The organism is Spirochaetota bacterium (genome assembly GCA_025061835.1).
Classification (GTDB): domain Bacteria; phylum Spirochaetota; class Brevinematia; order DTOW01; family DTOW01; genus SKYB106.
The window spans coordinates 257849-278130 of sequence record JANXAC010000001.1 but is presented as its reverse complement, the minus strand read 5'-3'; the positions used below and the strand labels follow the sequence as shown (position 1 = coordinate 278130).

The 20282-nt window shown below is 35.1% G+C and carries 18 protein-coding genes; 10 read left to right on the top strand and 8 right to left on the bottom strand.

What is annotated here, in order from left to right; translation table 11 throughout:
• From NZ579_01295 to rodA, 3 genes are all read left to right on the top strand, one after another.
• Positions 1–273 (top strand): PilZ domain-containing protein (locus tag NZ579_01295; GenBank protein MCS7298580.1); only part of this gene is annotated, 273 nt, incomplete at its 5' end.
• A gap of 8 nt (positions 274–281) precedes the next feature.
• Positions 282–1085 carry a hypothetical protein gene (locus tag NZ579_01290; protein MCS7298579.1) on the top strand — a complete coding sequence of 268 codons (804 nt, stop codon included), beginning with the start codon at positions 282–284 and terminating at the stop codon, positions 1083–1085.
• A gap of 10 nt (positions 1086–1095) precedes the next feature.
• Positions 1096–2403: a rod shape-determining protein RodA gene (gene rodA, locus NZ579_01285; GenBank protein ID MCS7298578.1), complete on the top strand. Its 1308-nt coding sequence runs from the start codon at positions 1096–1098 to the stop codon at positions 2401–2403.
• Here rodA and NZ579_01280 read toward each other — a convergent pair.
• Positions 2400–2918: a thermonuclease family protein gene (locus tag NZ579_01280; protein MCS7298577.1), complete on the bottom strand. Its 519-nt coding sequence runs from the start codon at positions 2916–2918 to the stop codon at positions 2400–2402. The two genes, rodA and NZ579_01280, sit on opposite strands and share 4 nt — an antisense overlap.
• 116 nt (positions 2919–3034) lie before the next feature.
• Between NZ579_01280 and NZ579_01275 the strand changes: the two genes are divergently transcribed.
• The 5 genes from NZ579_01275 to NZ579_01255 all read left to right on the top strand — a co-directional run bounded on the left by NZ579_01275 (position 3035) and on the right by NZ579_01255 (position 6062).
• A complete protein-coding gene (locus tag NZ579_01275) occupies positions 3035–3478 on the top strand; it encodes a DsrE family protein (GenBank protein ID MCS7298576.1) in 444 nt (147 codons plus the stop codon).
• Between the two features lie 63 nt (positions 3479–3541).
• On the top strand, positions 3542–4036 hold the full coding sequence (locus NZ579_01270; protein ID MCS7298575.1) for an RNA polymerase sigma factor: 495 nt from the start codon (positions 3542–3544) through the stop codon (positions 4034–4036).
• On the top strand, positions 4026–4544 hold the full coding sequence (locus NZ579_01265) for a hypothetical protein (GenBank protein MCS7298574.1): 519 nt from the start codon (positions 4026–4028) through the stop codon (positions 4542–4544). The genes NZ579_01270 and NZ579_01265 overlap by 11 nt, the downstream gene beginning before the upstream one ends.
• Before the next feature lie 75 nt (positions 4545–4619).
• On the top strand, positions 4620–5120 hold the full coding sequence (locus NZ579_01260; GenBank protein MCS7298573.1) for a Spy/CpxP family protein refolding chaperone: 501 nt from the start codon (positions 4620–4622) through the stop codon (positions 5118–5120).
• A 132-nt stretch (positions 5121–5252) separates the two neighbouring features.
• Positions 5253–6062: a class I SAM-dependent methyltransferase gene (locus tag NZ579_01255; GenBank protein ID MCS7298572.1), complete on the top strand. Its 810-nt coding sequence runs from the start codon at positions 5253–5255 to the stop codon at positions 6060–6062.
• Here the strand turns inward: NZ579_01255 and NZ579_01250 are convergent.
• The 4 genes from NZ579_01250 to NZ579_01235 are packed head-to-tail and all read right to left on the bottom strand — an operon-like array spanning position 6003 to position 9068.
• A complete protein-coding gene (locus NZ579_01250; protein MCS7298571.1) occupies positions 6003–6908 on the bottom strand; it encodes an NAD(P)-dependent oxidoreductase in 906 nt (301 codons plus the stop codon). The genes NZ579_01255 and NZ579_01250 overlap by 60 nt on opposite strands.
• On the bottom strand, positions 6892–7752 hold the full coding sequence (locus NZ579_01245) for a hypothetical protein (GenBank protein MCS7298570.1): 861 nt from the start codon (positions 7750–7752) through the stop codon (positions 6892–6894). The genes NZ579_01250 and NZ579_01245 overlap by 17 nt, the downstream gene beginning before the upstream one ends.
• Complete coding sequence (locus NZ579_01240; protein ID MCS7298569.1) at positions 7740–8495, bottom strand: hypothetical protein; 756 nt, start codon at positions 8493–8495, stop codon at positions 7740–7742. Before NZ579_01240 ends, NZ579_01245 begins: the two co-directional genes overlap by 13 nt.
• Positions 8496–8513: 18 nt before the next feature.
• A complete protein-coding gene (locus NZ579_01235) occupies positions 8514–9068 on the bottom strand; it encodes a thioredoxin family protein (protein ID MCS7298568.1) in 555 nt (184 codons plus the stop codon).
• A gap of 375 nt (positions 9069–9443) precedes the next feature.
• On the opposite strand from NZ579_01235, the gene NZ579_01230 reads away from it, so the two are divergent.
• Both NZ579_01230 and cmk read left to right on the top strand, forming a co-directional pair.
• Positions 9444–10403: a PhoH family protein gene (locus NZ579_01230; protein ID MCS7298567.1), complete on the top strand. Its 960-nt coding sequence runs from the start codon at positions 9444–9446 to the stop codon at positions 10401–10403.
• Positions 10400–11065 carry a (d)CMP kinase gene (gene cmk, locus NZ579_01225; GenBank protein ID MCS7298566.1) on the top strand — a complete coding sequence of 222 codons (666 nt, stop codon included), beginning with the start codon at positions 10400–10402 and terminating at the stop codon, positions 11063–11065. The genes NZ579_01230 and cmk overlap by 4 nt, the downstream gene beginning before the upstream one ends.
• A gap of 188 nt (positions 11066–11253) precedes the next feature.
• Here the strand turns inward: cmk and gltB are convergent, their stop codons facing one another.
• From gltB to NZ579_01210, 3 genes are all read right to left on the bottom strand, one after another.
• Positions 11254–15753: a glutamate synthase large subunit gene (gene gltB / locus NZ579_01220; GenBank protein ID MCS7298565.1), complete on the bottom strand. Its 4500-nt coding sequence runs from the start codon at positions 15751–15753 to the stop codon at positions 11254–11256.
• Positions 15754–15855: 102 nt separating this feature from the next.
• The gene (locus tag NZ579_01215; GenBank protein MCS7298564.1) at positions 15856–17898 is read right to left on the bottom strand and encodes an adenylate/guanylate cyclase domain-containing protein; all 2043 of its coding nucleotides are present in this window, start codon (positions 17896–17898) and stop codon (positions 15856–15858) included.
• Between the two features lie 62 nt (positions 17899–17960).
• Positions 17961–20225, bottom strand: coding sequence for an alpha-hydroxy-acid oxidizing protein (locus NZ579_01210; GenBank protein ID MCS7298563.1), 2265 nt, complete (start codon positions 20223–20225; stop codon positions 17961–17963).
• Positions 20226–20282: the final 57 nt, after the last annotated feature.

Sequence of the window (20282 nt, the reverse complement as noted above, 5' to 3'; positions counted from 1 at the left end):
TCTTCTAATTCAGAGTTTCCTATTCCTGTATATGATATAAGTCTAGGGGGAGCTAAAATAGAGATTGAACAATATTTATCTAAATTTCTTGAACCTGGTGTTAAGGTAAAAATAAACATTAAGTTTGATGATGGGAAAATCTTGACATTGAGAGGTAAAGTTCTAAGAATAGATACAGAGGAAGACAAGCTCTTCGCAGCGATACAGTTTGAAGACATAAGTAAGATTGATGAGACTATTATATCTGATTTTGTGACGAAGAATAATAAGTAGGAGGTTTTATGGCTATAAAGAGAATAGAGAAGGAAAGAAAAGAAACATATCAGCAATTGTCCCAACCTATAAAATCTGAAATTGATAACATACGAAAAAAGATTCAGAATGTTGAAGTAAGTAGTATGAGGGAGAGCGGTTGGGGGGATTATAAGTATTTTATTGTAGCAAACTTATACACGGAGATTGCAATAAACTACATAAAGATGAATAGAATTAGTGTCCATGTAATGGATCTGAAGCAGGATGAATTACTTGAGAATGCCAGAAAATCGCTTTATAATGCGATAGCAAACCTTGAAAAACTAGCAGGAGATGTTCTTGATGGGGATCTAAATGAAATTAGTGAGAGGCTTAATAATATACCTAGAATGACTCCTTATAGGAGACTATACTTGGTTAAGAAGATAGAACTTACATTAAAAGTTCTATCTGAGGAATTAGAGGGAGGCAAGTGGAAATATAAATTGCTTGAAATGTTTTCAAAACTTGCCGTTGTAGCGAAGAATTTGATAAACTTTAGAGAATTCACAAGTATGTCTCCCATGAACCCAAACTATAGATACTATAATGAGTTAATAAGTTATGCTAAGGATCTGATGAAGAAGTCTGCTGATGATTATAGAGAAAAGTATGAAATATCTGGTCATGAGGTTGCAGATATGCGTAAAGCACAAGAGTTTCTAAAAGCTATAATGCGCATAAACAATGTTCTTGGTTATTACGAAGAATCAAAAGAGATAAAAAAAATAATAGATAAATGGTCTCAAAAGATGGAAGAAGATCTGAAAGTTAAGGAAAATAGGAAATAGGGTTTAAAATATGGGCAGACTACCATTTGACAAGATCTTATTAGGAATAGTTTTAGTTTTAGTTATAATAGGTTTGGTAAATTTATACAGTATTACCTATTACTCTGATAAATCCATATTTTTAAGACAGATAATATGGATAATACTAGGATTTGCTGTTTTGGTTCTACTACTATTTACAAACTATGAAACATTAATAAATTGGGCTATACCTATATACGTGCTCTTACTTATTCTTACGGTACTTACCATCTTCGTCGGGAGAGAGATTAGAGGAACGAAGAGTTGGCTAAACATCATGGGTATGGGAATACAACCTTCGGAGTTTCTTAAAATAGGTGTTATTCTTCTAACTACTAAATACATAACTAGGGAAGGAGTAGATGTCAAGAAATTCTCAACTTTTTTGGTCGTGTTGCTGATCTTCCTCATACCAATTGGAGTTATAATGTTACAGCCCGACCTAGGTATGGCAGTATCTTACTTCATACTTTTTCTTATGCTTTCACTTGTGATAGGACTAAATATTAAATACCTACTTATTTTACTTTTCATTGGATTTTCCTTATCCTTCTTCCCGTTCTTTAATGCTTATATTGACTTCCTTACAAGGGTTGGGGTCATTGAACAAGTGCCGAAGTTGATCAATGTCTTAATATCAAGAGAATTTGCTTACGCCTTTCTGGTCTCTTCGTTGGTTATATTCATAGTATCATTTGTGGTTTCAAGGTTTATGAAAGATAAGGTTAGGTTGATACTAGGTATTCTTCTTATACTGTTTTCTTCTGGATTTTTGGTCGGTAATGTAGCGTATAACAATCTTAAGCCTTATCAAAAGAATAGACTTATGGTCTTCTTTAGCCCAGAAATAGATAGATTAGGTGCTGGGTATAATGTGATTCAGTCGGAGATAGCAGTTGGGTCAGGTGGTTTATTTGGTAAAGGTTTTATGAAGGGGTCTCAAAACAAACTCAATATCCTGCCTGAAAAGCATACCGACTTCGCTTTCGCAGTCCTTGCTGAAGAATGGGGGATAGTAGGAGCGTTATTTGTAATCACTCTTTTCATAATACTGTTTTACAGACTACTTTGGCTGACAAGCAATGCTGAAAACAAAAAGGCATATCTTATACTGTGTGGTGCTACCGTTGTGATATTTGTAAACTTTGCTATAAATATGCTTATGGTCCTAGGTTTGGCGCCTGTAACTGGATTGCCCCTTCCATTTATATCTTATGGTGGTTCTTCAATGATAACTAATTTAGCATTGATTGGTATGGTGAATAATATTTACAAGGAGAGGTTCTTACTATACTAGTAAGCGTATATACCTATCTTGTTGTTCTTGGCTTGTTGTTCTGCAGTCCTTATTCGGAAAGAGTATCTACCCTTTAGCATATAGGGTTTTGCGAGACCTTGTCTTACCATATATTCGTTAACTAGAGTTCCATTTAGCCATACCCATCCTAGATTTCTCCTATACCTATCAACACCTTCTATCTCCACAGATACAGTTTTTCCCATAATCAAGCTACGGAGTCTCCATTTTGCTTGATGACCTAAATCAAGAAGCGCTTGAGGAGGAACTCTTACAAAAACGTTATATTCGTTACCTTTATATACCTTAGTTATGTCTTGTTTGAATTTTGCGTTTCTCTTGGTTTCAGGTGCGTCTATACCTAGTAGCCTTATATCGTAGTATCCTTTGCCCTTTACATATATTGTTATGGTGTCTCCATCTTCAACTTCTACAACCTCTCCAACAAGAGTAACACCAAATATACTGCTAGATAAAATGAACACTATGAAAAGTGAAATTGAAAATCTCTTCATACTGTAATGATAAAATTCTTATAACCTAAGATACATCTAAACTCATCAAGAAAGTTTATTTTGAAAATTTAGGATCATACATAATACACAATAGCAAATAGTTAAAGGAGAAAAGTATGAAGTTGTTAGGCATAATTCCACTAATAGTATTCACAGTGCTAACATCGGATCTTCTGGCTCAACAGCATCAAGGCGAAGGAAGTAAGATGGTAAAACAAACCAACGTATCTCCAGTTGTAATTATGGTTCATCTAACCAAAGACAAGGGTATGGATGCAGAAATGGCAACAAGGTTTGCTAACATCTCTTTAGATAGGGGATACAAAACTGTTATCTGGCTAACCTCCGATGGCGTTAAATTAGCAGATGTGAATGCTAAAGAAACACAGGAAGTTAAGGCAATCAAAGATTTTATTTCAAAAGGCGGGAAAGTTTATGTCTGTCCTCATTGTTCCAGAGTTTTGGGCATCAAAGAGATAATAAAGGGGACTGAGTTTAGCACTCCCGAGATAGTTTTTGGATTACTTGAAGATAGTAATGTAAAAGTCATATCTTGGTAGGTATCTGTAAATCTTCTGAAAATAAGTGTAACCTTTTTATTAAAATTCTTATCATAGTTTTAAATGGATGATAATGAATTTTTCTCCTCAGTGTTTGAGGAGGTTAAGGAAATGCTTGTTGGTTACTTCATAGCGAATGGAATTAATAGTAATGATGTTGAAGAACTTGTAAATGAGACATTCCTTCTCGCTTGGAAATACAGGACTACATTAAGAGAAAGAAGAAAAGTAAAAAATTGGATATTCACTATAGCAAGGAATGTTCTTAAGGCTTATAAGAGAATGTTGATAAAACAGAGAAGATTTTTTACCAACCTTAATGAAAACATTTCGCTACAGAAGGGAATAAGGGATGATGAAGATACTTCACTACTTCTAGACATCATAGACAAACTCCCACAAATGTATAAAGATGTATTCATACTTTTCTATGTAGAACAGAGGAGTTTGAAAGAAATATCCGAGATTATCGGAGTGTCCGAGAATAGTTGTAAAGTTAGACTCTTCAGAGCAAGAGAGAAGATAAGGAAAATTCTGGAGAAGTATAATGAAACATAAGATCATTAGAGAAGAAATAGAGGATTACATCCTTGGACACAAAACTGTTTCAAGTAAGACACTAGAACACCTAAATGAATGTGAGGAGTGTAGAAACTACCTACGAAAAATTAAGAAACTTTCTAGAGGACTTGAGAAGATAAGATTACAGAAGCACATTATCTTACAGAATATTACCATTTCACTTGATAAAAAACAGAAATTCAGAATACTAGGTATTAGTTTATTAATTCGTAGATTTAGGTATATAGTGATTGAACTTATTACAATCATCGTATTATTTGCAGGATACATATCGTTCTTTGATGGTCTAAAAGATGGCATATCCTATAGATATAAGATAGACAAGAATTATGTAGATGATGTTTATATACTTTTAGAGAATAACTCCAGCGAGAATCAGGAGATTTTTCAGACCATATTTGATTCTTATGTAGATGATCAAAAGGATGGAAGTTTTGTTTATCCTGATTATGCTGAATACTATTTTTCATTTCTAGAGGATTAATTTTATAGACTTGGCTGGTTGTAACCTAGTAAATTTTTTTGAAATCTATATTATTAGAATTCTTTGGAGGTATGTATGAGAGAGATATACAAGATTGTCAGTTTGATTGTGGCAGCTACTATATTCTTGCTACCTGCTGCATTTTCAGAGCCGCCAGATGCTTATTATATGCATTTTGGTAAAGGCAAGCATGAAAAGTATCACTTTGATTTTTCAATACATAAACTTATGAAGATACTTCACTTTTCAAAGGAATTAAACCTTTCATCTGATCAACAGGACAGAATATTCAATATAATACTACAGACAAAACAGAGAAACGATAACATCTCAACGGATATCATGAAACTCAAGTATGATATTTCAAAGGAAATGTCAAAACAACAGCCTGATTTCAACAGAGTTAAGTCTCTTAACTCACAGATCACTCGTCTAGAGAATGATTTTGAATTGAATATTAAAAACTCTCTAGCAGATATCCTATCAATTTTAACACCAGAGCAGAGAGAGAAACTTAAAGATTTATCGCCAAGTAGAAGGTTTATGGGAAGAGATCTGAAACAGCAAGATAGATAGAAAGGTTTGATTCTTCTTGAATCCTTTCAAATCTCAAACCTGTTAGACTGTAATTTACCCACGCTATCAACAAAGCGTGGGTTAATTTGAACTTCAACAAAACTGGTCCTAAAATTACTTCAGTAAGGATCTATGATAGAAGACTACTACAAATCTGTAGAAGAATACTACAATGATGATTCTATCTCCTATCAGGATAGGCTAGAAAGCAATCTAATTCTTAACTCAATGAGAGATGACTTTAGAAAGATAACTAATAAGTATATTCAAACTCTAGATAGTTTTAATAATGCCCTTGAGATAGGCTGTGGAACTGGAGTTGACCTTGAATACTTTTCTGGAACCTATCCAGATGTTTTCTTTTTAGGTATTGATATATCGCAAGGTATGCTAAATATCGCAACGGAAAGGTTGAGGAATGCAAAGAATGTAAAATTGCTTAAAGCTAAAGTTGAAGATATTGAGAAGATGGATACCAAGTTTGATCTAATATACACATATTTTGGTGCTTTAAATACAGTTGAAGATCTGAATAGGTGTGCTGAAACAATACGGGATAAAACCTCTGAAAATGGTATCGTTGTTATTACAGTTGTTAATAAATACTACCTTTTAGGATTACTGTTTAACTTACTAAGAGGTAGGTTTAGAAAAGCATTTGCGAGAGTAAAGGATAAATGGGCTGGATACTCTCCAACAAGGAAACTCAACTCTCATCCATACTCATATAGACAAGTCAAAAACGCTTTCAAAGGAATGAAACTAGTTTATAGAAAAGGTTATTCAATAGTAGCACCCCCCTGGTATTCGTATGGTAAAACCTCTATAGGACTCTACAGAGTTCTTAATAGTTTTGATAGTATCCTAAACTACTTTCCAGTTCTATGGAGTCTTGGCGAATACTCTCTCTATGTATTCAAGAAACATACTATCAAAGTTTGAGTGCTTAAAGTGGTAATTCTTGATATCTTGATGGAGTGTGTTGAGCTTTAAAGAAAATTTAAACGCTTCATATGCTTCAAAACCATGTTTCATTATTAGTTCAAAACTACCTATTCTTCTTAAGCCCAACCCAAAGTAGTTTTCCAATCTCTTACAAAGTTCTATTTGTTTTAGATTTATGTTTGAAAATAAATTATAAATGCCTTGAGGTTTATTACCGACAATCCAAAGAGACATGTTGATTGCATCATCAACACTTATGATCGTCATATTGTTGTCTCCTCCAATATACACAGGAACATACCCAAATTTAAGTTTATCAACGTAGAACATCTTGAACCATGAACCATTACCGAATACCCAAGGTAGTCTAATGATGTATATAGGTAGATCTATAACCTCTTTCAGAAAAGGTATCTCTTGTAAGAAGTAGCATCTATGATAACTTATAGGATCTAGACTAGTATTCTCAAACGCTTCATCCTTGAACCCATAAACTAAACTTCCTGAAAAAAACACAACCTTTGGAGGCTTTGTTATTCGCTTAAGAATGGAAACTATTCTACTATTAGCCCAGTAGCCAACCATAGATTTGATAATTCTACCTAGTGTATTACTTGAACTTAATCTTCCTAGATGGAATATTATATCAAAACCTGTGAGCAAAGACTTGTCAATCTTCTCAAGGCTTGATTTAATAATATTCACTCCCTCAATGTTGATAAGACTTTTGTGTTGTATCACAAAAACTTCTAACGAACTGTCAGAAATTAATCTACTAACAAGGTGTCTTCCTATGAAACCACTAGCACCTATGACTAGTATTCTTTTACAATTCAATTCCATATTTTTTTATCTTTTCATTGAAAAGTCTCAAAATTCTACTACTATTGTCGGTAAAATTTATTTTGCAAATTTTGTCGTTTATCTCAATATCTCCTGAGATTGAGTCGTATTTGTGCTTAAGGAATTCCAACTGTAATTCCATAATTAATTTTTCACTTAAAAAACTGTATAGAGCACCAAGAATATTCTTGAATAACTTCTTATCTTTTGATTTCGCTATTTCGTAAGGTCGGAAGTTTGGAAGTAAACTGTATATCCACCTGTTTGCGTCAATAAACATTTCGTAAATGCCAACATCAAAGACAGGAATTAGTTGAGCAATTTCTCTTGCTGTGTATATGTTCTTTTCGCTTATCTCTAGATTATTTTCAGATAAGAAGAAATTAAGACAATAAAACTTTCTTCCAAGAAGTTTGTTTGCTATCTTTGATATTATCATTGAGAGAAACCTTGTTTTGTAAAGTTCCTTTGATGTTATTATGAAAAGGTCAATATCTCCAACACTTCCGGCAGCGATGCTACCACTTATACCTACAAACTTAATTCCTGGCACAGTATTGCCTAGTAGATTACCAAATCCTATACCTTTTTTTAGGAGTTTAAAAGAGTCGTTTATTGTGTTTAGTCTGTTCTCAAAACTTTTCTCTTCACCTGATAAGCAGAACAAACCATTATTATAACTGATCATTCCTTCTTTCAAGAGATTTATAATATTACCGGAAAGAGAGTAATAATCAATTTCAACTTTGTATAGATACTTGTGTATTTCGTTGTATGTCAAGGGCCAATTGAATATTGATGAGTAGCACAGTGTTGAAATTATTCCTTTCTCTACATCCCCCACTGGAATATCCTGTCTATCCTAAATCCTAATCTCAAATAGTTGTCCTCCATTCCGAACATACTTGACCTTACAGTAGCAAAATATGTATTGCCTATCGTGAATAAGAAATGGTGTCCATAAGTGTCAATCTTAAGGCCGAAAACAAAGTTGTCACTTTGACCATTTACTCTCAGGAAAGTAGGATAATATTCACCTACTAAAGATACTTTGTAGCCGTCTGGTAGTTCTAGGTATCCTATGGAAGTAAATATCCCTAGTCCAAAACCTTTGTAAAGGTAGTCATACCCAACATTCACTCCGAAATCAATAACATCAAAGATAGGCATACTTTGGATACTTAACACACTGAAGATATTATTGTGTCTTGAGTAGTTGTTATCTATCATTTCCTTCGTATTGTTGTACTCAACAGTGATTGAAGGCTTAACAAAACCGAAATCGTAAGCATAACCTAAACCTATATGATAACCGCTAAAGGCGTTTTCATATCCGAAATGAAACCTAAGTCCATCAATAGGATAAAACGCTATCTCTAGATACATGCTTACACCAGTGTTGAGAAAGAAGAATGTATCAATTATATCGTTGGTTACTGGTCCTATGAATCTATGTTTTATCGTATATGTTGAACTGCCACCTTGTATTGTTGAAGGATTTAGGAAGTTTATACCGCTTCTTTCGTAAGAATGAACATGTAATGATAATAGTATAACTAAAAGTATGGATGTAAATATTCTATTCATATCTAAGCTCCACTTTTTCTAAACATTTATCCATTTTATTGAGCATCCCATAGAAGGGTGTTGCTCGGATGGGGGGTTTTTACCTTGTATCAGTAGTTCGCATGCTTCTTTAAGTTCTTCTTTCTTGACCGCTGATAAATCTTTCCAGTTGTCATCAAATCTACCGTGATAGAAGAGTTTCATATTTTTGTCAAGTAAATATATATCTGGAGTGCATTCTGCACCGTAAGATCTGGCAACCTCTTGTGTTTCATCAACTAGATATGGAAATGGTATCTTCCACTCATCAATCTTCTTTTTCATCTCCTCAACAGAATCGTCAGGATATTCTTTATTAGCGGCGTTGGAGTTTATAGCAACTACATTAATGCCTCTTTTCATAATATCTTGAGATAACTTTATTAGTCTTGGCCATATAGCCTTTGCGTATGGACAATGATTACAAGTAAAAACCACAAGCAATCCTTTCTCTCCCATAAGTTGCTTTGAGGAAAACTCCTTACCGAAAGGGTCTTTCAAACTAAATTCCGGCATAACCTTACCGATCTCAATAAGCCTAGACTCAACTGCCATAGAGACCTCCTTAAGTATATAAGTTTAAGAAATTTGGTTTTGTATGTCAAATGGATATTATTTTGCTAGAAAATCTGGAGATTTTACACTTCATTTAATATAATTACGTTTGTTAGAAAAGATGATAGTTGTATTCATGATGATACTTTGAGGTTTTGTTTATTTGAACACGAAATGAACAAACACAAGATGAAGTACTTGCTAGGTTGTAATGGCTATCTTTTTTGAAGCGCAATAAATAATTATTTAGTTGTGTAGGATTGTAGGTCAGTGATATTAGGGAATTAGTTAAGTTTTTAATTAAGGATATTTTCTTGAACTTTACATTCAGAATTTTTATACTTTTTTTAAGTAGTTGTTAAAAGCAAAGAGATTATGAAGACAAACATATCTTTTCCTAAAGGTATTGATCCTTTGATTCTTTCAGGTGTTAATGATGTTAACATCAAGATAATTGAGAGCAACTTCAAAGTTAAGGTTTATCTTACTGATAACTCGTTTGTTGTTGTTGGTGATGAAGATAGTGTTAAAACTGTCAGAAAGGTTATAAACTCAATGATAGATCTTGCTACTAACGATAAGATTGTGTCTGATGATGATATGAACATCATAATAAAACAATACAAGTATCACGATCCATCAAAAGATATAGACCTTGAAAATATAATGCTTAAGGGGGTTGTAGTTTCAAAGAAGAATAAGGTTGTAAGACCTAAAACCTACGGGCAATCTGAGTATATGAAAGCAATAGAAGAGAATGATATAGTTTTTGGAATCGGTCCAGCAGGAACTGGCAAAACATATCTTGCTACCGCTATGGCTTTAAATTACCTACACAGAAATCTTGTGGCTAGGATTATACTAACGCGACCAGCAGTAGAAGCGGGTGAAAATCTAGGTTTCCTTCCTGGCAACCTTGAAGAGAAGGTGAATCCATACTTAAGACCTCTATACGACTCTTTGTTTGACATGCTTGGACCTGAAGAGTACTTTACGCTAATGGAGAAAAATGTTATTGAAATAGCGCCACTTGCATTTATGCGAGGAAGAACTTTAAATAACTCTTTCATCATCCTTGATGAAGCACAGAACACGACAAAAGAACAGATGAAAATGTTCCTAACAAGGCTAGGATTTGGCTCTAAAATGGTTATAACAGGAGACATAACTCAAAGCGATTTACCGAAGAACAAACATTCTGGACTGATACACGCAAAGAAATTGTTTAATGGCGTTGAAGGAATAAAGATAATCTACCTAGGTAAGCAGGATGTTATAAGGCACGAACTTGTTAAGAAAATTATAGAACTCTACGAAAACGAAGAAGAATTATGAAAGAAGACATAATAACAATAGACGGTCCAGTTGGTGTAGGTAAGAGCACGATAGCAAAGATAATAGCAGAAAAACTGTGTTATGTCTACCTAGATACTGGTGCTATGTATCGGGCCTTGTCTCTTAAAGTGATTAGACTTGGTATTCAACCAAATGACACTGAAAGGGTCTCTGAACTCTCTAGAAATACTGACATATCCTTTGAAGGTGGTAGGGTATTTCTAGACGGAGAGGATGTATCATCTCTTATAAGAACCAGAGAAGTTGAAGAGATTGTCTCAATTGTCTCTTCAATACCTGAAGTTCGTAGGAATATCGTTGCAATCCAGCGAAAAATTGCAAGCAAAGGCAAGGTCATTATGGAAGGTAGAGACTGCGGAACTGTTGTAGCACCAAACGCTAGATATAAATTCTACCTTGATGCATCTGTTGAAGAAAGAGCAAGAAGAAGACTATTAGACAAGAAATACTCAAATCAGGACCTAAAACTTGAGGATGTAATAAAATCAATTCAGCAACGAGACCAACTTGATAGAACACGGCAAGACTCACCTCTTACAATACCAGGTGACGCTGTTGTCATAAATACAGATGGGTTAAGTGTAGAAGATGTTGTAAGTAGAATATTGTCAGTCATTCAAGAGAAACAATCAAAACCTTAAGAGTATTGAACTTTAGAATTCAATAAGTATAGGCGTATAAGGTCTTGTAGTAAGAAAGCTTAAGTTGATTTAAATTTTTGTGCTTCTAAGATTAGTAGTTTATCTCACTAAACTAGGCTTAAGGGAAATTGTAGGTTATAAAGACAATTTATGTAATCTGTGCTTTGTTTTTAAACAAAATTGGGTTTTTAATGCGCTTTGGCAACTTGTTTTTGCTCTTCTAGGTGTTTGATATGAGTTGTGTCCTCAACGTTTGAAGGAACTACCTTCCAAAACAGACTGATATACTTATCAAAATTATCAAGAATTTCTTTTGCCTTAGTGCTAGAAGTGTATTTATAATGTTTTTCTAGCATCTCTTTTAGGATTTTAATGTCTCCGTCGGTTGTGTCAATTCTCTGTATTGAAACCATTTGTGGGTTGTAGAGTTTTGGGAAGACATTTTCCTCATCAAGAACAAACGCAAGTCCTCCACTCATACCAGCACCGAAGTTTTTACCTACCTTACCTATTACAACAACAATACCGGCGGTCATATACTCACAACCATGGTCTCCAACTCCTTCAACGACTGCCTTGACACCACTGTTTCTGATAGCAAATCTCTCACCAACTCTACCTCTTATATAAACCTCACCACCTATAGCACCATAAAGTAAAACATTACCAGCGATAACATTCTTGTATGGGTCAAACTTAACATCATCAGAAGGTTTAACAACTATCCTACCACCAAACATTCCTTTACCGAGGTAATCATTAGCATCACCTATAAGTGTTAAATTGATACCTTCAATGATAAAGGCACCGAAACTTTGTCCAGCATTTCCACGGTATTCAATGTTTATCTTCGCATTCTTGAGAGGATTATTTTTCTTATACATCTTGACTATGTAGTTTGAGATTTTTGCTCCTACTGTCCTATCGGTATTTCTGATCTTGAATGAGAAATTAACTTCTCCGGAGTCGTTCTGGACTACTTTCTTGAAACTATCGTCGTTTATAACCTTGTCATCCAGATGTTCTCTCTCTGGAATTTCGTTCTTATTACCACTATACCTCAAAAGATTTCTATCATATCCTGAGTAGTCTTGTAATATGTATCCTAAATTGATATTATTAGTTTTTGGTAAGAACACTTCTGACTTCGGTTTGAGCAGGTCAGTTCTACCTATGATGTCTTGCAGGCTATTGTAGCCCATATTTGCAAGTATTTCTCTTACCTCTCTTGCTACGAATAATAGGTAGTTCATTACCCATTCAGGCTTGCCGGGGAAACGCTTTCTTAGTTCAGGGTCTTGTGTAGCAACGCCTACTGGACACTTGTTAGTATGACATATTCTAGCCATTATACAACCTTCTGCTATCATAGCCATTGTTCCAAACCCGTATTCGTCTCCACCAAGCAGAGCGGATATCACAACATCTCTTCCTGTCTTAAAACCACCATCAACTCTTAACTTAACTCTATGTCTTAAGTTATTTTCAACGAGTATTCTCTGTGTTTCAGCAAGACCGAGTTCCCAAGGCATACCTGCGTATTTTATAGAGCCCCAAGGTGAAGCACCAGTTCCACCATTATGACCACTTATTTGCACGGTATCACTGTATCCTTTAGTAACACCAGCAGCGACTATTCCAACTCCTGTTTCAGAGACTAACTTTACACAAACCCTGCCATCAACATTTATGTGTTTGAGGTCGTATATAAGTTGTGCTATATCCTCAATACTGTATATATCGTGATGGGGAGGAGGTGATATAAGACTTATGCCAGGATTGGTATGTCTTGCTCGTGCTATATCTCCACTTACTTTCTTTCCCGGCAATTGTCCTCCTTCACCAGGCTTTGCTCCCTGCGCAATCTTAATCTCCATCTCCTCAGCAGAGATGAGATAACTAGGACTTACACCGAACCTACCTGATGCAACTTGTTTTATCTTGCTGTTTGACTCACTAAATAGTCTTTCTTCAAGTTCTCCTCCTTCTCCACTATTGCTTTTAGCGCCTAATCTATTCATAGCAATAGCAATCGTCTCATGAGCTTCCTTGCCCAAGGCACCAAAGGACATTGCTTGAGTAGTGAACCTCTTCACTATCTCATATTCAGACTCTACTTCTTCAATAGGTATAGGTTCTCTATCACTCTTTATCTCAAGCAGGTCTCTCAAGGAAGAAGGTTGTCTTGTATTGATAATCTTTGAAAACTCTTTGTAAGCTTCTGCATCACCTTGTCTTGTTGCTTTCTGTATCGCTCTAAGCATATCAGGATTATGCTCGTGAAATTCCCCATCCTTTCTATATTTGTAGAACCCGTAATCGTCTAACATCGGAACAAAATTATCTCCATAACCTTTCTTGTAAAATTCAAGATAATCTTTCTCTATCTCATCAAGTCCTACACCTTCTATCTTGGTTATTGTCCCCCTGAAGTATTCATTGATAACTTCGCTTGATATACCTAGTGCTTCAAATATTTGAGCTCCTCTATAACTAGTGATATCGGATATGCCCATCTTTGACATTATCTTGTAAAGTCCTGCCTCAATAGCCTTTCTGTAATTTGAAAGAGTAGTTGTAAATTCGGCCGGATACTCAGATACCTTTTCAACCGCTGCAGTTCTGGCTATATCAACTACAGTATCATAGGCAAGATATGGGTTTATGAGTGAAACACCATATCCTATCAGGACTGCAAAATGGTGGTCTGTTCTAGGTTCTCCAGACTCTACTATTATTGAGCATTTTGACCTAAGATTTTCTCTTATGAGTCTGTGATGTAATCCAGCACTAGCAAGAAGTATTGGAACATAAGTATTATTGCCATCTACTCCTCTATCGCTTAAAATAACTATATTGTATCCATTTTTTACCGCTTCTACACCTTTGGTTATAACTTCCTCAAGAGCATCTTTGAGCTTTTTACCGCTTCTTGAATCGTATAGAGTGCTTATAACAATAGATCTAAAATTTTCGTTGTTTAATTCCTTAAGGTAACTCATCTCTGCGTTTGTTATGACAGGTGATGAAAATTTTAGTAATTTAGTATTATCAGGGCTATCCTTAAGAATATCTCCAAATGAACCGATGTAAGTATCAAGAGACATTACGATTTTCTCTCTATATGGGTCTATAGGAGGATTAGTAACCTGTGCAAATCTTTGCCTGAAGTAATCAAAGAGATTTCTAGGTTTGAATGAAAGGACTGGAATCGGTGTGTCATCTCCCATTGAACCTATTGGTTCTTTCCCTGTTGATATCATCTCTGCAAGTTGTTTCTCATTTTCACCAGCATCATATCCAAATGATCTTTGTTGTCTTATTAGTTCTTCCTCTATGTAGGTAGTGTGGTATGTTTGACCTGGGATATCTGGAATCTTGATCTCTACTATATTCTTGACCCAGTCTGAGTACGGATACATCTTTGAATAAGTTTCTTTTATCTCAAGGTCTTTTAAAACCTTACTATTCTTAAGATCAATTGCTATTATTTCACCTGGACCTAGTTTACCTTTCTCTACAACTTTTCTATCATCAATTTCTATCATTCCAACTTCAGACCCCATCACAATCCTATTATCTTCAGTGATGACATATCTTGCAGGTCTAAGACCATTTCTATCCAGTATAGACACAATAAACTCACTGTCAGTTAAAACCAAGGCAGCAGGACCATCCCAAGGTTCAGAGATTGTTAGGTTATACTCAAAGAAAGCCTTAACATCATTACTTGAAAATGGGTTTGACTTGTATGCTTCTGGAATAAGCATCATTATTGAGTGTATTAAATCTCTACCTGACATATAAAGTAGTTCAAGGACATTGTCAAGTTGCGATGAGTCGCTACCATAAGGCCATATAACTGGTGATAAATATTTGGTATCTTCACCCCATATATCCTTTGAAAAGTTTGATTCTTTCGCTTTCATCCAGTAGTAGTTGCCTTGAAGTGTGTTTATCTCTCCGTTGTGGGCAAGCATTCTGAATGGTTGAGCGATAAACCAACTTGGAAGAGTATTTGTGCTATACCTTTGATGGAATATCACAAAGTCCGACTCAAAATCTTCCTCATTCAAGTCAGCAAAAAATTTTGCCAACTGTGGTGCAATTAACAAACCTTTATAGACAATAGTTCTTGATGAGAATGATGCAATATAACACTCGTTGTCAAGAGCGTTTTGATAGAAAAGGTATTCTATATGTTTTCTTGTGATATACAATCTTCTTTCTGTTTCTTTTGAATTATCTGGAACTTCAATAAATAGCTGTTTGATGTCAGGCAAACTTTTGAGAGCAGACTCTCCTAGAAATTCTTTTCTTATAGGGACATCTCTCCAAGCAATTACCTTGAAACCTCTTATTGACAAAACTTCATTTATTATCTGGAGAGATTTTTCTTTTTTACTCTTGTCGGTTGGTAAGAAAATAACCGCTACTGCGAACTTACCTTCATCTAGCGAAGGAGATACAACTCTCTTAAAAAACTTGTATGGTATTCTAGTTAAAACACCGCATCCATCACCAGTTTTTGCATCAGCACTCAAGGCGCCTCTGTGAGTTAAATTAGCAACGGCACTGATACCATCAATAACGGTTTGATGATCTCTTCTACCATCTATATTTGCAACAAACCCTACGCCGCATTCATCATGAAAATTCTCAAAGTATTTCCTCCAATCTATATCCATAAAGTAACCTCTACAGTTGAGATAGTATTTTAAATAAGATACTAAAACAATTTCATTTTTCAACTTTTGAATTAAATGCCTTTCGCAGTCTTTTAAGTTATTTTATGTAGAGTGATGTGTATTGGAGAGAATCTCTTCAACTTTTTGGTATCCAAACTGGTTAATGGATACTACTTTGTATATTCTCAATGGTTCGCTTTTCCCTTTAACTTTTATAGGTTCCTGCTCTTCAAACTCAAAGAAGTCTTTTACTAGAGAGTAAGTGTTCTCACTTACGATACAGGTCTTTCCGGGTGCTGCTCCACATAGCCTAGCAGCAGTGTTTACAGCATCACCTATTACAGTGTAACTTAACCTGTCTTTTGACCCCATATTCCCTGCAACGACATTTCCCGAATTTATACCTATACCAGGCATTAGTAAAGGCTTACCTTCCTCTTTCCATCGCTCGTGAAGAGTATCCATCCTTTTTATCATCTCATAAGCAGTTACAACGGATAGTAAAGCATCATTTTGTTCTCCGAATGATACAGGTGCTCCATAAACTACCATTATCTCATCACCTACGAATTTATCAACAACTCCTTTATACCTCTTCACAATCTCAACCATTTCGGTCATATATTCGTTGAGTATGGATATAAGGTCTCTTGGATCCATTTTCTCACTCATTGATGTAAAACCTCTTATATCTGAAAATAACATGCTTACGAACCTCATCTCACCACCTAGCTCTATACCTTTCTTCATAAGTTCCTTCGCAATCTCTTCAGAAACAACCTTGTTCATTATATCTCTCATCTTCTCCTTCTCTTCGATCTGCTCTACCATACTATTGAAGTTTGATGCTATAAACCCTATTTCATCTCTAGACTTAACCAGTGCTCTAACCGTTAGGTCTCCTTCTGAAAGTTTCTGCATAGCGTTTGTTATTATTCTAGCACCTTTGGATATTCTGCTAGATAGAAAGACTACAAGCAGTATAGCAATTATTATAGCAATCAAGACACCAATCTGAACTTGTCTTTCAACAGTTTGAATAGTTTTGTCAATACTTTCTGTTGACATACCTATGTAGAGGTTCGCAACATATTTGTCAATGTCGCCTTTTATGAGAACAGGATAGGAGAAAAGTAGTCTTCTTTCACTTCTGCCACCATAACTTTCATAGTAATACTGTAGAAAACCAGTTATACCAAAACTACTACTAAAAAACTGGTCAATTAGAGAAATTATATAATTGTAATCATCCTTTGTAATTGAGCTCTTTCGGTTATTTATGAAGCTTTTAAACTTACTAAAGTATTTGTCTGCTATTTCATAAGTCACATACTCATATTCAAAAATTTCTACCAATTCTGAAAGTGCGTTTCTAAATTCATCTCCAAACTTTCCTTGATCATATTTTCTCTGAACTGACTTTATCTGCCAGTAGAGAACAGATAGTTTTTCATAACTGTTCTTGAGATTGCTATCTAAATTTCTTATCGCAGTGTTAATAAGTTTAGACGCATAATTACTATCTATGGAAAGTTTTTCAGAAGCCATGCTAATCAGTTTATCTGTTGAAACTTTGAATTTTATCTCTCCTCCAAAAAGCCTTGATATTGTTCTCTCAAAGAAGTTCTTCTTGCTAACAACAAGATTAGTAAGTAGTATGTTGTATATAATCAGAATGTCTCTATTGTTGTATGTTCCTTTAGGTAAGTTGAATTTAGACATAAAGCCTATATCTGGACTTGAGTGAGCAAGGACATTGTTATCAATATCAACAGCAGTAGCCCACATTATATCTTCAGTTTTAGGTATCTCTGCAAATGTTTCTATAAGGTTTATGTATTCTTCTTTTATCTGGAGTTCTGAAAATATGGAGGACATTATCTCTTTTGATGAGAAGATTTCTTTTTCTAGGTTAGGGTTTCTTGCGATCCTTTCAGCTATTATTGAAGATAGAATAGTAGATAATGAAGAAGATACATTCTTTGATATTGATGTGCCTCTCACCTTCATTTCGCTCTCTAGTCCTTCCGTGATTGAGCGAGTGGTTGATGTGTAAAGTATAGAAACCATCAGAATTATTACAACTAGCACTGATAGAAATATTTTTCTACCTAGACTGATCCTTATCTTAAAGGTATTGTTCATACTACATAAATAATATAACTACTTGAAAGATCATATCAAGAAAGATGCTTTTTGAACTTTTGCTATACAACAGATGATCTAAAAATGAGCCCAGGTTTGAGTTCTTTTATTGACCTAACGCCCAAGATTTTCATAGTTTCTTTCATCTCATTTTTTATCTTGTCAAAATAATTTTTGACACCATCGACCCCTCCTCCAAACGCGTAGATTGTGATAGGTCTCCCAATCCCGACAAAGTGAGCACCGATACACAAAGCCTTAACAACATCGGCACCACTTCTAAATCCACCATCAATCCCTATAATGACATCTTTATCTTTCAAAACTTCAACAATACTAGGTAAAACATCTATGGTAGAAGGTAATGAGTCATTTACTCTACCACCGTGGTTTGACACCATTATAACTCTAGCACCTGCCTCGTATGCAAGGATAGCATCTTCTGGAGTCATAACACCTTTTACAACAAAAGGTAGTTTGGTTGAAGAGATGATATACTTAAGTTCATCTAGACCTTTTGGGGAAACTTCTTGATTCTTTAATTTCATTGTAATAATTGATATTCCATCTATGTCCATTCCGACCGCTATTGCTCCAGCGTTTTCTGCTTCCCTTATTCTTTTTATTATTTCGTTATTATCTTTTCTTGGTTTGTAGATACCTATTCCGTTTCCAAAGTTCTCAAGCATTGCTCTTATACCTACTTTGTATTTGTCAGGGGTAGCACTATCACCAACCATAGCGATAGTTCCAGAATACATAGCACCCTTAATAACCCATCTTAGGTAGTCAAGTTCATCAACCACACCACCGAGATTAGTTTTAGTCCCAGTCACAGGTGAGACAACAATGGGCAAACTCAATCTAATCCCAAGAAAGTCAACCGATGTGTCAATCTCAAAAGAGTTAGTGTATATGTATCTTGGTAGGATTTTGTACCTCTTAAGTGCTTTTACATTCTCAACGAATGTTTGACCTGTCCCAACTCCTCCTATACCTGGCATCCTGCCTCTACAAGCCTCACCATTACATTCCCTACAAACGTAACAACTACCGTTAAACCTCTCTTTAGCAATCTTAAGCACATCCTCTTCACTTATTACCCTAATCTCGCTAGATACTTCTGTTGAGATTTTTATCCTTCTAATAGCATTATTCACATTCCTTATTGCTTCTTCTCTGTTTCTCCCGACTGCTATTACATTACCTGCTTTGTCAAGGTTGCTTTTAGGTTCTCTTATTATATCTCCTTCTTTAACCTTGATTATAACATCCTTGACACCTTCAAGTTGTAGTGCTTCATCAACACCTAGTATCTTTGTTACAATCCCCTTGTATGGTATTATTGCTCTCTCAACTGCTACATACTTGTATTCATAATTACCAATCTCAGGTTCTTTGCCTAGATGGATGAGTAAAGCATTCTTCATCAGATTTATACCAGTGGAATAAGGAAACGTGTGAGTTGACATAAACCCACCAGATAGCCTTGAAGCAATCTCACCTATATATGCATTACCATCTTTGGAAATCTTTATGTCTCCTTTAGCACAACCGTTCCCGATACCAACTGCTTTTATAGCCTTTTTGAATTCAAATAATGCTAAATCAACAACTTCTTTCGGTAGGTTTGTTGGCATTATATGACCAGTTTCAACGAAATATGGAGGATATTCTATTATCCTGTCCGCGATACCTGTTATCATAACCTCACCTTTATAGACTAAAGCATCAACACTTAACTCATCTCCTTCAATAAACTCTTCTACCAAAACTCTACTTTTAATTGAGTAGGAGATTGCTTCAGTAAACGCTTCTTCTAGTTCATCTAAACTTAAGACTTTCCTAACACCCCTAGCCCCCATGTTGTCAACTGGTTTTATCACAACTTCTTTCTTTTTTGAAGATAGGATAGAAAATGCTTCCTTAACTTCGTTAATATTGGAGCATAGATAAAATTCTGGAACTTTTATACTGCTGTCCTTGAGTGTTTGTCGCATAAGTGATTTATCAGTAGTTTTAAGTGCTGTATCTGTTGAGACAAGATAAGGTGCTACAATTTCGTTGATTTTCGCTACTGTGTAAGACATATCAGTCCCAACAGTTATCGCACAGATTGTCTTGTCTAGGAGGTTCTCTGATTTAAGTTTCTCTATTATCGCTTCATAGTCTCTTGTACTAATAGGAAAGAAAAGATTTGCTATCCTTGAGCCTATACAGTCTGGGTCTTTGTCAAAAACAATTGACTCAAATCCTAGTTCATTTATCTCCCTTATTATCCTCTCCTGGAGTATTCCTCCTCCAATTGAAACTATATACTTTCTCATAAGTTTATTTGTAGTTATATGATAAAGGATCAAAACCTACTTTTTCTTGACCTATAC

Excerpts from the sequence above, each read along its gene's own strand:
- NZ579_01260 (MCS7298573.1), top strand. The coding sequence starts at position 4,620 with ATGAGAGAGATATACAAGATTGTCAGTTTGATTGTGGCAGCTACTATA.
- NZ579_01265 (MCS7298574.1), top strand. The coding sequence starts at position 4,026 with ATGAAACATAAGATCATTAGAGAAGAAATAGAGGATTACATCCTTGGA.
- NZ579_01240 (MCS7298569.1), bottom strand. The coding sequence starts at position 8,495 with ATGAATAGAATATTTACATCCATACTTTTAGTTATACTATTATCATTA.
- NZ579_01235 (MCS7298568.1), bottom strand. The coding sequence starts at position 9,068 with ATGGCAGTTGAGTCTAGGCTTATTGAGATCGGTAAGGTTATGCCGGAA.
- NZ579_01210 (MCS7298563.1), bottom strand. The coding sequence starts at position 20,225 with ATGAGAAAGTATATAGTTTCAATTGGAGGAGGAATACTCCAGGAGAGG.
- NZ579_01250 (MCS7298571.1), bottom strand. The coding sequence starts at position 6,908 with ATGGAATTGAATTGTAAAAGAATACTAGTCATAGGTGCTAGTGGTTTC.
- NZ579_01290 (MCS7298579.1), top strand. The coding sequence starts at position 282 with ATGGCTATAAAGAGAATAGAGAAGGAAAGAAAAGAAACATATCAGCAA.
- gltB (MCS7298565.1), bottom strand. The coding sequence starts at position 15,753 with ATGGATATAGATTGGAGGAAATACTTTGAGAATTTTCATGATGAATGC.
- NZ579_01270 (MCS7298575.1), top strand. The coding sequence starts at position 3,542 with ATGGATGATAATGAATTTTTCTCCTCAGTGTTTGAGGAGGTTAAGGAA.
- NZ579_01280 (MCS7298577.1), bottom strand. The coding sequence starts at position 2,918 with ATGAAGAGATTTTCAATTTCACTTTTCATAGTGTTCATTTTATCTAGC.
- NZ579_01230 (MCS7298567.1), top strand. The coding sequence starts at position 9,444 with ATGAAGACAAACATATCTTTTCCTAAAGGTATTGATCCTTTGATTCTT.
- rodA (MCS7298578.1), top strand. The coding sequence starts at position 1,096 with ATGGGCAGACTACCATTTGACAAGATCTTATTAGGAATAGTTTTAGTT.
- cmk (MCS7298566.1), top strand. The coding sequence starts at position 10,400 with ATGAAAGAAGACATAATAACAATAGACGGTCCAGTTGGTGTAGGTAAG.
- NZ579_01255 (MCS7298572.1), top strand. The coding sequence starts at position 5,253 with ATGATAGAAGACTACTACAAATCTGTAGAAGAATACTACAATGATGAT.
- NZ579_01215 (MCS7298564.1), bottom strand. The coding sequence starts at position 17,898 with ATGAACAATACCTTTAAGATAAGGATCAGTCTAGGTAGAAAAATATTT.
- NZ579_01275 (MCS7298576.1), top strand. The coding sequence starts at position 3,035 with ATGAAGTTGTTAGGCATAATTCCACTAATAGTATTCACAGTGCTAACA.